Below are 14,957 nucleotides of genomic sequence, written 5' to 3'. Positions count from 1 at the left end.
GTTACGACTGTTGGTCGCAAGGAATTCGGGTTAACCCATCGGTTGGCTTTTGACTTGCTGGCCCCGTTACAGGGAATTCTCACAGAAAGCGGACAGTTTGTGTCCGGATTTTGGGATAGATATGTCAGCCTTGTCGGAGTCAGTGAGGAGAATGAGCGGTTGCGGGAGGAGATAAAGCGGTATGTCGCTATCAATGCCGAGACTCGAGAAGCGGTAGCGACTAATGTCCGTTTGAGTCAATTGCTTGATTTGTCTCACTCTATCGACGATCCGACTCTGACGGCGCAAGTCATTGGTCGGGACCCTGCTCTTTGGTTTAAGACCATGACCATTGACAAAGGGATCACTGCCGGAGTCGAGAAGGGGATGCCGGTGGTAACCGTCGAGGGAGTTGTCGGGCAGGTGATCAATGTATCGCCTCGTTTTTCCAAAGTACTTCTGGCCGTGGACCCTAATTCGGCGATTGATGCTATCGTTCAGAGTACCCGGTCGCTTGGGATTATCAAAGGGAATGGCCAAGGGTATCGTCTGGAGTATGTTTTAAAGGAAAAACTGGTGGCTGGAGACGATCTTGTTATTACCTCGGGTATGGGAGGTGTTTTTCCTAAAGGCCTTCTCATTGGGACAGTAACTGATGTTGGTAAGGACAGGCGAGGAATGTTTCATTCAATCGCCGTTAAGCCCGCAGTTGATTTTCGGGAACTTGAGTATGTGACCATCATTTTGCAAGCAAGTCCCTTGGTCGAGTGAGGCCTGCGGCGATATGCGATTTTCCCTTTTTTTTCTGCTGGGCATTTTTTTTCTTTCGCTACAAACGACGGTGCTTCAGTCCCTTCCGCAATGGGTGGGGGTTCCGGATCTGCTCTTTCTGATGATTGTCTTTTTGGCTCTGTACTTCAAACCTTGGCCTGGCGCCGTGTTGACAGTGCTTTTCGGGATCGTTATGGAAGTCTTTTCCGGCTACTTTCTCGGCCTTTACGCCATGGCCTATCTGATGATTTTTTTTGTTGTCAAAGGATTAGCCGCGCATTTCGCATTAGATGCCTTAAATCACCAGCCGCCACTCGTCGCCTTAGCCTATCTTGTTGTTAACGCCTTTGTCTATCTCTCCAGTCTGATGCTTGTTGACGGTTCTCTTTATCCCTGGGGGTGGGGAATCATGCTTCAACGGGCGCTGATCGTTACCATCCTGGTGATTCCGATTAACCGCTGTCTTTTTATCATAATGTCATGGTGCGACAAACGCCCTAAGAAGCGTTCTCTCTTTGGCCAGAAGAAGGGAAATTTTTATAAGGCGCAAGGATGAGTATGCGGCAGGTTATTTCCAGAATTGAACAGGTCAACGAGGCTGAGCTTCTGATCTTGAAGAAAAGGGTGCGTTTTGCCACTATTGCTCTGCTTGCATTTGCTGCAATCATTGGGATCAGGCTGTGGTATCTGCAGATCATTAAGGGGGACGATTTTTTTAAATCCTCCGAGAATAATCGGCTCAGGTTGCACTGGGTAAATGCGCCGCGAGGCATGATTGCCGATCGTTTGGGGCGGCCTTTGATTGCTAACCGCCCTTATTTTAATGTGACTTTGGCAAGGGAAGACGCACCTAATCCTGCTCAGGTGTTGAGTCGCCTCTCCACCCTGTTAGCAGTGGATGTCAATGATCTGCTGGACCGGATCAGAGAGGCGGAGGATTATCCCCGTTATGTGCCGATTACCCTGAAGGAAGATCTTGATTGGAAGACTTTGGTCGCCGTTGAAAATCACCTTTATGATCTGCCTGGTATCCGGGTAGAGGTCCAGGCCTCACGGGAGTATTTGTACGAAAATTTAGGATCGCATCTTTTTGGTTATCTCGGCAGGATCAATGAAAAAGAGCTTAATGAATTTGAAGGAGAGTATCATCTGAATGATCAAATTGGGAAACTTGGTCTTGAGCGAATTTATGAGACTGAGTTACGTGGAGAGCCTGGTCGCCGCTATGTCGAAGTTGACGCTCAAGGCTTTGAGCAGCGCGAAGTCTCGGTGCTGCAACCACTGCCTGGCGCTGATATTAAGTTGACAATTGATCGTGATTTGCAGGAGGTGGCGGAAGAAGTCCTTGATGGTCGGGCTGGGGCGGCAGTAATGATGGAGGTCAATACTGGGCGACTCTTGGCTGTGGTCAGCTCGCCGCCGCTAGAGTTGAATGAGTTTGTTGGTGGCATCTCACGGAAGGCATGGAAGGATATGCTGGAGAATCCGCTGAAACCCTTTATTAATAAACCGATACAGGGGCAGTACCCCCCAGGATCGACATACAAGATGTCGGTTGCTTTGGCCGGTTTGAGTGAAGGAGTGGTCACCAATGACACCACGTTTTATTGTAACGGGGCGATGAGGTTCCGTGGACGGAACTATCGTTGTTGGAAGAAAAATGGGCATGGGGCTGTCAGTCTCGAGAGGGCGCTGGCCGAGTCCTGTGATGTCTATTTTTATAGCGTTGGGATGAAGGTTGGGGTGGATAAATTGGCGGAGTACGCCAAGAGCCTTGGGCTTGGTGAGCCAACAGGGGTGAATCTGGAGCATGAAAAGGCGGGGATCATACCCAGTATCGCATGGAAAAAGAAACGCTATGGCCAGCCATGGCATGAGGGAGAGACGATGTCGATCTCCATTGGTCAAGGCTATGATTCTGCGACCCCATTGCAGATCTGCCAGATGACCAGCACCTTGGTGAATGGTGGAATCCGCTATCGTCCCCAGCTTATTGAGGAAATTGTAGACAGCGACGGCAAGGTGCTCAAGACTTTTGAGCCGATCGTTGATGGTCATGCCCTTGGCAATGCCAAGTCACTGGATTTGATCAGGAAAGGAATGGAGTCGGCTGTCAACACCCCGCGTGGTACGTCGACCGTTGCTAAATTGCCCACAATTTTGGTCGGAGCCAAGACTGGGACCGCCCAGGTAGTGAGAGTAGAGCAATACAAGCATCTTAAGGAAGAGGACATTCCGTATAAATATCGCGATCACGCCTGGTTTACTTGTTATGCGCCGGCAGAGAAGCCGGAAATAGCCATCACCGTTATTGTTGAGCATGGTTTGCATGGAGCTACCGGGGCCGGACCGGTCGCCAGAAAGTTGTTGGATTATTATTTTAAGGAAGTCAAGCCCAGGAAGAAGGACACGGAGAACGACCATGTTGCGATTTGACCGCCGGCTTGCGCTTCATTTTGACTGGCTTCTGTTGCTGACGGTACTCGTCGTTATTGCCATGTCGCTTGCTAATTTGTATAGCGCCTCTTATGCCGGCTATCCTGGCACGCCACCATATATTAAACAAGGGTACTATTATTTGGTGGGGTTCTGTTTGATCCTGGCGATTATCAGCGTTGATTACCATGTGTTGCTGCGGGTCAATTATCCGATATATGTCGCTGTTATTGTTCTTTTAATTATTGCGGTGGTTTTTGGTAAGACAACGGCCGGAGCCCAACGCTGGATTGACTTTGGCTTTGTCAAGTTGCAGCCGTCTGAGTTGGCCAAGTTGTCTGTCGTTGTCACCTTTGCCAGCTATTACTGCCGAAAAGACACCGGGAAGGGGTTTAGTTTGGCTGATCTCGTGCCACCAGCGCTGTTGTTATTGGTTCCGGTTGGATTGATTATTAAGCAACCCGATCTTGGCACCGCCTTGATGTTGGTTTTTGTCTTTGCCTCGATGACCCTCTTTGTGAAAATACGGATGGGGACGATAATACTTCTGGTTGTTTTTGGGCTGGCAGTTGCGCCAATGGCCTGGAAATATGGCCTTAAGCCCTATCAACGGCAGCGGGTGGAGACCTTGCTGAATCCTGAAGGGGACCCTCTGGGTTCAGGGTATCATATAATGCAGTCTAAGATTGCGGTGGGGTCTGGGCAGGTTCTTGGCAAGGGCTATCTGGCGGGGACCCAAGTTCATCTCGATTTCCTGCCAGAGCGTCACACCGACTTTGCTTTTTCGGTCTTGGCAGAGGAGTGGGGGTTTGTTGGTTCGGTGGTTTTCTTGGCCTGTTATTTCTTTATGGTTTTTTTGGGGCTAAGCGTTGCTGCAGTTGCCAGAGATAAGTTTGGGGTGCTCCTGGCGTTTGGGGTAAGTGCCTTGTTGTTCTGGCAGGCATTTGTCAATGTGGCCATGGTGCTTGGGTTGCTGCCGGTTGTCGGTATGCCGCTACCCTTGTTTAGTTATGGCGGTTCGTCGCTATTGACCAATTTAGCCGGGGTTGGCATCCTGTTTAATGTCAGGATGCGTCGATTCAGGGCGGGAAGTAAGAGCTGACAGGGGAGTTACCTGTTACCAGCCCTGTTTGCCGATAAGCGGGACGAAGCGGACGTATTCTATAGTTGATTGTTCGATCTGCCCTTGCCTCTTGTTGACGACAATGAGTTCCTGGCTCTGACGGTCTCCTACTGGTAAGACCATACGTCCTGGGTCAGCAAGTTGTGCCATTAGGGCTTCCGGGATTGTTGGTCCAGAGGCTGTAACCATGATTGCGTCATATGGACCATTGGCTGCCCAGCCCATGGTGCCGTCGTCAATTTTGCAGATAATGTTGAGGTAGTGCAGTTGATCAAAGGTTCGTCGGGCTTTGATCATGAGCGGTTTGAGTCGTTCGACGGTAAAAACTTTGGCGCAAAGCTGCGAGAGGATCGCGGTCTGGTATCCACAACCGGTGCCGATCTCTAGGACTGTGGAATCTGGAGAGAGCCCGAGGCTTTGGGTCATCAGCGCGACGATATATGGCTGGGATATGGTTTGTCCTTCGCCGATGGGCAAGGTGTAATCGCCATAGGATTGGCCGCGAAGGGCATCTTCCACGAACAGGTGGCGTGGCACCGTCTCCATCGCATTAAGCACATTATTGTCATTGATGCCACGCGGGATGAGCTGCTCCCTGATCATCCGTCCTCTGACGGTGGCATAATCAGTCTGCATCAGGCTTGGGGCCAGTGTCAATCTTGGAGTCTTTGAATTCTTTGTCTGATAGCAAGCGATATTGACAGAGCTCAACCATGTCACCACGGAAGGTGACAATTAATACATCATAGTGCTCGGTTCCGAGTTGGGTGCCGACGTATGGTGTTTTGCGGAGCAGGCTTTTGTTTTGTTGAAAATAGGTCCACTCTTCGTTGCCAGCGTTAAGGGTTTGTTTCCTGTCGGGAGGTCCGAAATAGGCCTGAATTTCCTGTTTTGTTGATTTCTGAGGGGTGATCAGGCAGGCGTCGGAGGCCAAGTGTCGGACATACTCTTTAGAAGAGCATCCCCCGATCAGTATGAGAACGGTGAGTAGATAAAGCCAACGGGGTATAGTGTCAAGACGCATCGTGAGGCCTCCGTGTGCCCTGAAGAGTGTTGTCCGCATGAGAAAGCCAAGGCGGGTAATTGTTGTCTTCGCTGTTGTAGCCTGATCCTGGGTAATTTGCAAGCCTTGACCGGGAAATGTCGGGGGTTTTTTGTCTCATGTTGAGGGTAGGCGACTTGGTTCCGGCTGGTACCGGATAATTGCTTGACGTCCACGCTTTTGCTGTTCTATGATAGTTTCATGAACCAAAGTCTGTGGGAGATTTTGGGCTAATTGTTATGTGCTCGGGATAGGGAAGCAAGATGCTGTGTCCAAAATGTAAATTAATTTCATTTGATCACCTTCAGGTTTGCGGGAAATGTCATAACGATCTGACTGCAGTTGGTCAATCGCTACGAGGTACTTCTGCGAATATCCAAGGCCATATGTTTCTTGGTTCAGTTGTTGGCAGCGTAGTGCCCGAATCGGTGGGTATCTCTGATCTCGTAACAGATGCGTCTTTTGGTGATGGTGGGGGAGTGATGTTTGATGTTGATGAGGAGCCCCCGGCCCTCGAGTTTGACGAAAGTGAAATTCCCTTTATAGATACTCCTGGCAGTGAAGTCGACTCTGATGAGATTGTTTTTGTGATCCCGGAGGAACAACCGTTAGTCGAGGAAGTTTCCTCTCTCCTTGGTAGTGATAGTGATGAGAGTGTTGAGGATGGGCTGGAAGGTATTCCTTTTCAAGAGGAAGAAGCTGTGGGTAGCAGTGACATTGCTACCATGGAAATTGATGAGGCTGATCTTGTCTTGGATACTGTGGTCGAAGAGCCTCAACCTGCCGTTGTTGAAAGCCCGGTTAAAGATAATTTCCAGGGCCAGATGACACTTGATCTGGATGAAATTGATCTTTCCGACTTGACTAATTCCCCGGACGAAGAGTTGTCAGGAGTTCAGGAGGGAGTTCAAGACAAGGATTATGAGGGAATAGTCTTCGATGATGTCATGGATCTCTCTTTGTTGGTTGGAGAGGGTGCAAATGAGGAGTCTGACGAAAGTGATGAGGACAGTAAGTTTTCTGATCTTTCCCCGATTGACCTGACCTTGATGGATGATGCCTTGGTGGAGATGACTGTTGGCCAGGGCTCGGATAAAAAGCCTAATGAGGGGTCTGAGGCTGATGATGATTTGCAGCTGTCCATGGATGAAGTAGACAAGTAGACTCCGTCTTACCTTTTGTGAGCGTGTTGTTGTCTGATAATTCGCTTGACAGATTGGAAGACGTCAATTATCTTGCCGCGCTGATGTGCCGAGATAGCTCAGTCGGTAGAGCAGCGGACTGAAAATCCGCGTGTCCCTGGTTCAATTCCTGGTCTCGGCACCAAAAAAATTAAGGGGTTACGGTTTATGCCGTAGCCCCTTCTTTTTTGCCCCGCCTAGTTTGTTCAACGCATGTCCAATCTAGACTTTATTGGGGTTTGTGCCGTCGTCGTGGTCTAAATTTCGATTGGTTATGTCGAGTGCTGCCGATCCTTGCTATTTTTTTGGTAACTGTCCAGCAGTGCCACATCTGCGTTGTTATCGGCCTGCTCATGTGCGAAAAGCACACATCGCAGGCCGATGCCTAGCATCTGCGGCACTGCTGAATAGTTACGGTTCTGGGCTTCGACATCTTTCTGGGTCAGAAGGTGGATAGTTACTTTTTTTGTATCCTTCTGGCGGATGTCTCGTTGTTTTCCCCGTCTTCTTGGCGCTTGATTTGTTGAGTGAGATAAAGTAATTTTTGGTATTTTTTATTCTGGATGGTTAGGGTGGTTTCATGGGAAGGTATGGAACTATTCCGCTTAAAGCTTATAATGGCGCAATTTTGACCAGCGACGGTGTGGGTCAGAGGAGAGTGGGGTTATGAAGATATCGAAATGCACGGTATTTACTAGTGGGCTGAATGGCGCTGAGGCAGCGTTTGGGGAGGAGGCTGTTAAATGGGGGCAGGAGGAGTGTGTGCTTACTTTTGCCGGGCATCAGATTAGCCGTCATGATGCAAAGACTGTAGTGACTTTGTCCGAAGATGATCTGCAACGAGGTGATATCAGTATGGAGATTGTTTCCAAGATGATGCATCGTACTTATTATAGCGCTGATAAGATTAGAAAAATATTGCAGGCGATTTTTCATGTAATTAATCGGGGGCATCAGGTTTTTGTGGTCGGGATGATTCTTGATGATGACACGGTCAAGGGTGGTACCGGGTGGGCGGTCGAGCTGGCAAAACTTTTCAACCGACCGTTGTGTGTTTTTGACCAGCAACGCGAGCAGTGGTATAGCTGGCAGGGTGGGATTTGGCAGGAGGATACCCCGCAGATCAGCTATGATACCTTGGCTTGCTCGGGAACGAGAAATCTGACCGAGGCGGGACGCAAGGCGATATCGGAACTTTTTAGTGGGGCGTTCAGCTCGTAAATCTCGTTCTTTGTGGTTGACAGTATGTTGTTGGCCGTGTATAAATATAAGTTTTTTTATGGACAAACGGTTCTCGCTCTGGGGCCGTTTTTTATTTTTACCACCATGAGTCGCAAGCAGGCTGATATTGATTGTCCCTTGCTCTCGTGGCTTAAAAGTTTCAGAAATACCTGAAAAGGAAGCAGAGATGAAAAAGGATTTGGATAAAGTTAGGAATATCGGTATCAGCGCTCACATCGATTCAGGCAAGACGACCTTGACCGAGCGGGTATTGTTTTATACCCAGAAGATTCACGCTATTCATGAAGTCCGTGGTAAGGATGGTGTTGGCGCTACAATGGACTCCATGGAGCTTGAAAAGGAACGTGGAATTACCATTCAGTCAGCTGCAACATATTGTACATGGAAGGGGCATGACGTTAATATCATTGATACCCCTGGTCATGTCGATTTCACTATTGAAGTAGAACGGGCACTCCGCGTACTTGATGGCGCCGTGTTGATTCTCTGTTCCGTTGGCGGTGTTCAATCTCAGAGTATCACCGTTAATCGGCAGATGACCCGTTACAAGGTTCCACGGGTAGTATTTATCAACAAGTGCGATCGTACTGGCGCCAACCCCAAGCGGGTTACCGCCCAGGTGCGTGAAAAACTTGGTTTGAATGCAGTCCCCATTCAGCTTCCGATTGGCTTGGAGACTGAACTGAAGGGTGTTGTTGATCTGGTCACGATGAAGGCCGTGTATTTTGAAGGAGATAACGGGGAGATTTTGCGCGAAGATGTCATTCCTGCAGGACTTCAGGCTGAGGCAGATGCTGCTCGCGAGACCTTGCTCGATGCGGTTTCTATGTTCTCTGATGAGTTGATGGAGGCTGTTCTTGAGGGAACACCCACAGAGCAGATGATCAAGGCTGCTGTGCGCAAGGGGACTTTGTCCCTTGAATTTGTACCGGTCATGATAGGTTCCGCCTATAAAAATAAGGGTGTACAAAAATTGTTGGATGGAGTGAATGATTATCTGCCCGCTCCAAGTGAAATCGTAAACACGGCTTATGACTTGGATAAGAACGAAGAAGAGGTAGTCGTTTCCAGTGATCCAGACAAGCCGTTGGTCTGTCTGGCGTTTAAACTGGAGGATGGACGTTATGGTCAGTTGACTTATCTCCGTACCTATCAAGGTACCATGAAGAAGGGCGATTCCATCGTCAACACCCGAACCGGCAAGAAGGTCAAAGTTGGCCGCTTGGTGCGGATGCACTCCAACGAGATGGAGGAGATCGATTCTGCTGGTCCTGGTGATATCGTTGCCCTCTTCGGCGTTGATTGTGCCTCCGGGGATACCTTTACAACCCCAGAGATCAATCTGTCCATGAGTTCCATGCATGTCCCGGCTCCGGTTATCTCTCTTTCTATCTCTCCGGTAGATAACAAGGCTCAGGGCAATATGTCCAAGGCTCTGAATCGATTCACCAAAGAAGATCCTACCTTCAGGACCTTTGTTGATCATGAGACCAGTGAGACTATTATTTCCGGTATGGGTGAGCTTCACCTTGAGGTCTATATTGAGCGGATGAAGCGTGAGTATGGCGCCGAAGTAACTGTTGGCGCCCCGCAGGTTGCTTATCGTGAGACCATCACCAGTCGTGCTGAGTTCAACTATACCCACAAGAAGCAGACCGGTGGTTCTGGTCAGTTTGCGCGGGTAGGTGGCTATATTGAGCCGATGGAAGAGGGTGAGTACGAATTTGTCGATAAAATCGTTGGTGGTGTAATCCCCAGGGAGTTTATCTCTTCCTGTGACAAGGGTTTTGCTGGTAGTATGGACAAGGGGGCGTTGGCAGGATTTCCGGTTAATGGTATTCGTTGTGTCATTAATGATGGTGCGGCCCACTCGGTTGACTCCTCTGATATTGCCTTCCAATTGGCCTCTCGTGGTGGATTCAAGGAAGGGTACATGAAGGCAAAACCTGTATTGCTCGAGCCGATTATGAAGGTTGCTGTCGAAGGTCCTTCAGAGTTCCAGGGCTCCATTATGGGTAGTATTAATCAGCGTCGCGGAATGATCATCGGTACTTTTGAAGAGGGTGAATACACGGTTGTTGAGGCTGAGGTTCCGCTGGCCGAGATGTTTGGTTATTCAACAGTGTTGCGTTCTTTGACTCAGGGTAAGGCTGAATTTACCATGGAATTTGCAGCCTATCGTCAAGTGCCGAGGAACGTTGCTGAAGAAGTTATTGCCGCTGCGAAGAAGGCCCAGGAAAAGAAGTAACCGGTCGGCGACGAGCGTTACGATACTATTTATAGGGAATAACACTATGTTGAAAACAGATTTGATAGCAAAAAATCCAATGGGGGCATTTAATCGTGATGCCAATGGTAATGATGTTGCTCGTATGGGTTTGGTTATTGCTCGACCAGGCTTGGGCAAGACCGCAATTCTGGTTCAAATTGCCATTGACAGTATTCTGCGCGGTAAGCAGGTGGTTCATGTCAGTATTGGTGAGAATATAGAGAAGACCAAGGCTTGGTATGACGATATTTTGCTCGATATCAGCTCCAATGCCAAGCATGAAGATATGTCCGAGGTCCAGATGGATGTTCGCAAGAACCGGATGATTATGACGTTCAATGCTTCGTCTTTTAGCCGCCCAAAGCTTGAGGAAAGATTGAATGATCTGATTTATCAGGATATTATCAGGCCGTGTTGCGTGATTGTTGATGGGCTTGATTTTTCCAAGGTTGATCGTCAGACCTTAGAGGATATTCGCGAATTGCAGAAAGAGGCCAATATGAGCATTTGGTTTTCTGCGGTGACTCATCGTGACTCGCAGGCCGAAGCGGGGACCATTCCGTCTCCATGCGATACCTTAGGAGAATTGTTTGATACCGTTATAATGCTTCAGCCAGAGTCGGGTGATGAAAGTAAGATCTTTTTGAATGTATTGCAGGATACATCAGGTTGTGTTGCTCCTGGCAAATCGCTTCGTTTAGATCCCACCAGCATGGTTGTGTGGGGAGCTACATTTTAGTTTGACATGAGGGATAATGAGTCAATTTTGAAAGAGAAATTGCTCACCTTAGATGTGTTGTAAAGACGTTTTAAGCCCCACTCAGTGATAATATGACTGAGTGGGGCTTTTTTGTGTCATTCTTCTTACTGAAGTAATCGTTCACCAGAAGTGTTGAGCGTGCGGATTTCACCGGACTGTAAACGTTTATCGGGTGCCCCAGATGCGCGATTTATATTGACCCGCTTCGTCGGTCAATAAAGCGGTCTGCGAAGTGTGCTAGTTGCACATGAGCAGGCCGCTAACAAAGCAGATGGGGTGCCCGGTGAACGTTTACTTACTGAATAATAGTAAATGTGCTGATCACACGAAAATTCAAACAGATACCATAGAGTTATTTAGATGGTGATTGAGCAGAGGGAGAGTGCTTTCAGCTCACTTGACCTGATTGCGTTACATTTTATTGAGGGATACCATGAAATTCAGGCCTTGTATTGATTTACACCAGGGTCAGGTGAAACAGATTGTTGGCTCTACTTTAACTGATACAGCCCATAATTTGAGTACCAATTTTACCTCAGAGCAGCCCTCCTCGTTTTATGCTGAGATGTATCGGCAGGATGCCCTTACCGGGGGGCACATTATCAAACTGGGCCCAGGGTGCGACCAAGCGGCCATTGAAGCCTTGCAAGCGTATCCTGGAGGGATGCAGATTGGTGGTGGCATAACTGGAGATAATGCCCGGTTCTGGCTCGATCAGGGGGCGAGTCATGTTATTGTTACCTCTTATGTCTTTCGTGATGGGAAAGTTCTTGAAGCTCATCTCGATGAGCTGCTCGATAAAGTCGGTCGTGATCGACTTGTCTTGGATTTAAGTTGCCGTAAGCGCGGGGATTCATATTATATTGTTACTGATCGTTGGCAAAAATTTACTGAAATGATCATCTCTCCGGAAACTCTTGCTTATTGTGCAAAATTTTGTGCAGAGTTTCTTGTCCATGCTGTTGATGTCGAGGGAAAGTGTGCTGGGATAGCAGAAGATTTGGTTGTTGACCTAGGATCTTGGTCTCCGATACCTGCAACTTATGCTGGAGGGGTCAAGAATTTGGATGACCTGTACCGAGTGAAGGTCTTGGGCAAGGGACGACTTGACGTGACTGTTGGCAGCGCTCTCGATATTTTTGGTGGTCAAGGAATCGCTTATCATGATGCCGTGCTGTTTAACAGAGAACAGGGCTTGCCATAAGAAATAACTGGTCTCTCCATCTCTGCCGTGATACCCTTAAATCTATTGCTTTGGCCATACTTGCCAAGGAGTATTTTCTCGTCCCTGTGAGGATTTCATGGAGTCCAGTGATCATCTGACGCATGTCATACAGGCCTATATCGACCGGATGCCGAGTCTGTCAACCACGGTAAACAAGGTCCTTGAGGTTTGCAATTCCCCTAAGACTTCTGCCAATGACTTGAATCGGGTGATTTCTCTGGATCCGGTTCTTACCGGTCATGTTTTGAAGCTGATCAATTCCGCTTATTATTCCTTGCCGAATCAGGTGTCATCTTTGGCTCGAGCCATAATAATGCTGGGCCTGAATACTGTTAAAAATCTTGCTTTGAGTACGGCCGTTATCGGTGCTTTGGGGAAAAAGTCCTGTTTTACAGCCCTTTCTATGGATGCGTTTTGGGCTCACTCCATTTGTGTCGGGGTAACGGCGAAGGCCTTGGCCGCAGCGAATAATGTGGCCGGATCCGAGCGGGATGAGTATTTTGTTGCCGGGATGCTGCATGACCTAGGTAAAATTCCTTTAAATAAATGTTTTGCAGCTGAGTACGCGCAGGCCTTGCAATTGGCGGCCTTGGAGCAGGGATCTCTGTTGCGTTCTGAGCAACTGCTGGTGGGAATAGATCATGGGATGGCCGGTCGATTGATTGGTGAAAAATGGCGCCTCGCTCCGAGCATTGTGGATAGTCTTGCCTTTCATCATGCCCCAGAGCAGGCTCCAGCAGATTCCCGCACTCTTGTTGCGACAGTGGCTCTGGCCAATCTGTATGCTAATATTTATGAGATTGGCTCGGCCGGCGATACCTTTCCTGAAGCCCCTTTCCTGATGTCAATTCTAGAGATGATGGATTTGAAGTGGACGGATCTTGCTCCATTGCATGCAATAGTCCGAATGGAACTTGATAAGGCGCAGGTATTTTTAAAATTGACGGAGTAAGAAAAGTGATGAGAGTGAAGTTTTGGGGAGTTCGCGGATCGATCCCTTGCCCAGGAGGACACACTGCAAAGTATGGAGGAAATACTTCCTGCATCGAAATTCGATTTGATGATGTTGGTCGTCAGATCATCATTGATGCTGGATCAGGTTTGCGGGAGTTAGGCAACTTTATGATGGGCCATGATCTTCCTAAAGGTCCGATTTCGACCTCGATCTATCTTTCCCATACCCACTGGGATCATATTATGGGTTTTCCTTTTTTCACCCCGATATATCTCCCTTCCACGCGTATTGAGGTTTTTGGTCCGGTGAGCCACGAGAGTGATACCTTGGAGACTATTGTCGGCGGCCAGATGACCTACCGGTATTTCCCCGTTCGGCAGGCTGAATTGGCGGCTACTATTAGTTATGCCAACCTCAAGGAGGGGCGGTTCGATCTTGGAGATGGGATTACTCTTACCACAAAATATCTCAATCACCCCATTCTTTGTCTTGGCTATCGGTTTGAGTATCAGGGTAAAGTATTCTGCACGGCCTATGATACCGAACCCTACCAGAACTTATTTTGTACTGATTCAGATTCAACCGAGTATGATGAGGGGATGGCCCTTGAAGGTGAAGTGGTAGCAAGAGAACAGAATGAGGCGCTGGAGTCTTTTGTTGCTGGCGCTGATCTGTTGGTATATGACGCTCAATATACTCAAGGGGAGTATATCCCTGGCAAAGTAGGATGGGGTCATTCTTCAATGGAATTTGCTATTGCTGTTGCCAGGCGCCGTCAGGTCAAGAGGCTCGCTCTGTTTCATCACGAGCCTGTAAGGACTGATGGGGAATTTGATGAGCTGGCTGCGATCTATGCTCAAACAGGTGATGGGGATGGCCCTGAGATATTTTTTGCCAGGGAGGGGGGCGAAATCATTCTCTAGAGCACCGTTGTTCGCGGGGTTTATTTTTTGTGTACTAAGCCAATGCTGCCGATACGAAGAATATCAAGGTAAGGAGCATAGCGTATGGTTGTATACGAGATAAAAGATCCGGCTGCTGTCGTGACGAATGCTCAGCCCAAGCCTCTCCGTTCCGATATTGAGCCAACGATTGCTGTGCAACATTCTCGAGCGATAGGAAGACTCACGGGTGGTCGGCGGGAGCAAGCTGAGCAGGAACGGGAGGGGAGGCGCCGTCGAATGATAGCATTGGACGGCGCTGCGATGCGAGAGGTGCATCGTTTGTTGGATGAGATTAATACCCAGTTAGCGGCTCAGGGCACAATGATCCATTTGGCTATGGTGGCGAACGAAGAAGGTGTCGCCATTGATCTTTACGACTGCTCGGACGCTAATGTCTGTCGGTGTATTCATGATATCAGTATTGACATCAACGACCTGCCAATACTGCTTGCCCGGCTGATGCAGAAGACAGGAATCATGGTGGATAGAGTATTGTAGTCAGGGTTTAAAATTTTTGGTATGGCGGCATATTGGTTCGCTTGGCCATTTCTCGAACTATATTAAAGTCAGCGTCCTTTGTGTCTTCGTACCCATCCGCCAAGGCGTGTTTCAACACCTTGATCCTTTCTCCGTTGTACTCCACTGTGGTCTCTGGCGTAATTGCCAGGAGAGTTTGTTTGAATTTTTCAGCAAAAGCAGGATCAACCTTCTGGGTAACGGCGAAGTTGCAATAGGGAATAGACTCTCCCTTGGCCACGATCCGAAAATCTTCCATGTCAATCTTATTATCTGCGGCCATATTCTCGATATCACTTATCGGGATGGCTCCCGCATCAAATTTTTCAAAAAGCACTCCATAGATTACCTGTTCATGTTTGAACGAGCCTTTAGGGACGGTATAAAAGGCTAGATCTTTTTCGGGATCGAGTCCGTGTTGCTGGAGAACATCGACTTGGCTCATGAAACCGGTAGGGGCCAGGGTCGGGCCAAACAACATCGTCTTTCCTTTGAGATCTTCCACCGTCTTAAT

General features: G+C 48.5%; 15 protein-coding genes and 1 tRNA gene. 13 read left to right on the top strand and 3 right to left on the bottom strand.

Annotated features, from left to right (window positions below; genetic code table 11):
- The 4 genes from mreC to rodA all read left to right on the top strand — a co-directional run.
- Nucleotides 1-750, top strand: a 750-nt coding sequence (gene mreC / locus FP815_01760; protein MBA3013662.1) for a rod shape-determining protein MreC, incomplete at its 5' end; no start/stop codon positions are given.
- Nucleotides 751-763: 13 nt separating this feature from the next.
- The gene (gene mreD, locus FP815_01755) at nucleotides 764-1,306 is read left to right on the top strand and encodes a rod shape-determining protein MreD (protein ID MBA3013661.1); all 543 of its coding nucleotides are present in this window, start codon (nucleotides 764-766) and stop codon (nucleotides 1,304-1,306) included.
- Between the two features lie 2 nt (nucleotides 1,307-1,308).
- Nucleotides 1,309-3,186 carry a penicillin-binding protein 2 gene (gene mrdA, locus FP815_01750; GenBank protein ID MBA3013660.1) on the top strand — a complete coding sequence of 626 codons (1,878 nt, stop codon included), beginning with the start codon at nucleotides 1,309-1,311 and terminating at the stop codon, nucleotides 3,184-3,186.
- Nucleotides 3,173-4,288, top strand: coding sequence for a rod shape-determining protein RodA (gene rodA / locus FP815_01745; GenBank protein ID MBA3013659.1), 1,116 nt, complete (start codon nucleotides 3,173-3,175; stop codon nucleotides 4,286-4,288). Before mrdA ends, rodA begins: the two co-directional genes overlap by 14 nt.
- A 15-nt stretch (nucleotides 4,289-4,303) precedes the next feature.
- Here rodA and FP815_01740 read toward each other — a convergent pair whose 3' ends face one another.
- Together FP815_01740 and FP815_01735 are read right to left on the bottom strand one after the other, a co-directional pair.
- Nucleotides 4,304-4,945, bottom strand: coding sequence for a protein-L-isoaspartate(D-aspartate) O-methyltransferase (locus FP815_01740; GenBank protein ID MBA3013658.1), 642 nt, complete (start codon nucleotides 4,943-4,945; stop codon nucleotides 4,304-4,306).
- The gene (locus tag FP815_01735; protein ID MBA3013657.1) at nucleotides 4,935-5,333 is read right to left on the bottom strand and encodes a hypothetical protein; all 399 of its coding nucleotides are present in this window, start codon (nucleotides 5,331-5,333) and stop codon (nucleotides 4,935-4,937) included. Before FP815_01735 ends, FP815_01740 begins: the two co-directional genes overlap by 11 nt.
- 281 nt (nucleotides 5,334-5,614) lie before the next feature.
- Between FP815_01735 and FP815_01730 the strand changes: the two genes are divergently transcribed.
- From FP815_01730 to FP815_01690, 9 genes are all read left to right on the top strand, one after another.
- The gene (locus tag FP815_01730) at nucleotides 5,615-6,514 is read left to right on the top strand and encodes a hypothetical protein (protein MBA3013656.1); all 900 of its coding nucleotides are present in this window, start codon (nucleotides 5,615-5,617) and stop codon (nucleotides 6,512-6,514) included.
- Between the two features lie 87 nt (nucleotides 6,515-6,601).
- Nucleotides 6,602-6,677 (top strand) — tRNA-Phe (locus tag FP815_01725).
- 521 nt (nucleotides 6,678-7,198) lie between these two features.
- Nucleotides 7,199-7,753: a hypothetical protein gene (locus tag FP815_01720; protein ID MBA3013655.1), complete on the top strand. Its 555-nt coding sequence runs from the start codon at nucleotides 7,199-7,201 to the stop codon at nucleotides 7,751-7,753.
- A gap of 187 nt (nucleotides 7,754-7,940) precedes the next feature.
- Nucleotides 7,941-10,022, top strand: a complete 2,082-nt coding sequence (locus FP815_01715) for an elongation factor G (GenBank protein ID MBA3013654.1) — start codon at nucleotides 7,941-7,943, stop codon at nucleotides 10,020-10,022.
- A gap of 46 nt (nucleotides 10,023-10,068) precedes the next feature.
- Entirely contained in the window at nucleotides 10,069-10,782 is a 714-nt protein-coding gene (locus FP815_01710) for a hypothetical protein (protein MBA3013653.1), read from the top strand.
- 454 nt (nucleotides 10,783-11,236) lie between these two features.
- Complete coding sequence (hisA, locus tag FP815_01705; GenBank protein MBA3013652.1) at nucleotides 11,237-12,007, top strand: phosphoribosylformimino-5-aminoimidazole carboxamide ribotide isomerase; 771 nt, start codon at nucleotides 11,237-11,239, stop codon at nucleotides 12,005-12,007.
- Between the two features lie 97 nt (nucleotides 12,008-12,104).
- Entirely contained in the window at nucleotides 12,105-12,980 is an 876-nt protein-coding gene (locus FP815_01700) for an HDOD domain-containing protein (GenBank protein ID MBA3013651.1), read from the top strand.
- Between the two features lie 5 nt (nucleotides 12,981-12,985).
- Nucleotides 12,986-13,906: an MBL fold metallo-hydrolase gene (locus tag FP815_01695; GenBank protein MBA3013650.1), complete on the top strand. Its 921-nt coding sequence runs from the start codon at nucleotides 12,986-12,988 to the stop codon at nucleotides 13,904-13,906.
- Between the two features lie 84 nt (nucleotides 13,907-13,990).
- On the top strand, nucleotides 13,991-14,425 hold the full coding sequence (locus FP815_01690; GenBank protein MBA3013649.1) for a hypothetical protein: 435 nt from the start codon (nucleotides 13,991-13,993) through the stop codon (nucleotides 14,423-14,425).
- Between the two features lie 7 nt (nucleotides 14,426-14,432).
- Here the strand turns inward: FP815_01690 and FP815_01685 are convergent.
- A partial coding sequence (locus FP815_01685; protein ID MBA3013648.1) for a phosphate/phosphite/phosphonate ABC transporter substrate-binding protein occupies nucleotides 14,433-14,957 on the bottom strand: 525 nt, incomplete at its 5' end.

It is taken from the genome of Desulfobulbaceae bacterium, assembly GCA_013792005.1.
GTDB lineage: Bacteria > Desulfobacterota > Desulfobulbia > Desulfobulbales > VMSU01 > VMSU01.
This window is presented reverse-complemented; position numbering and strand designations above follow the sequence as displayed.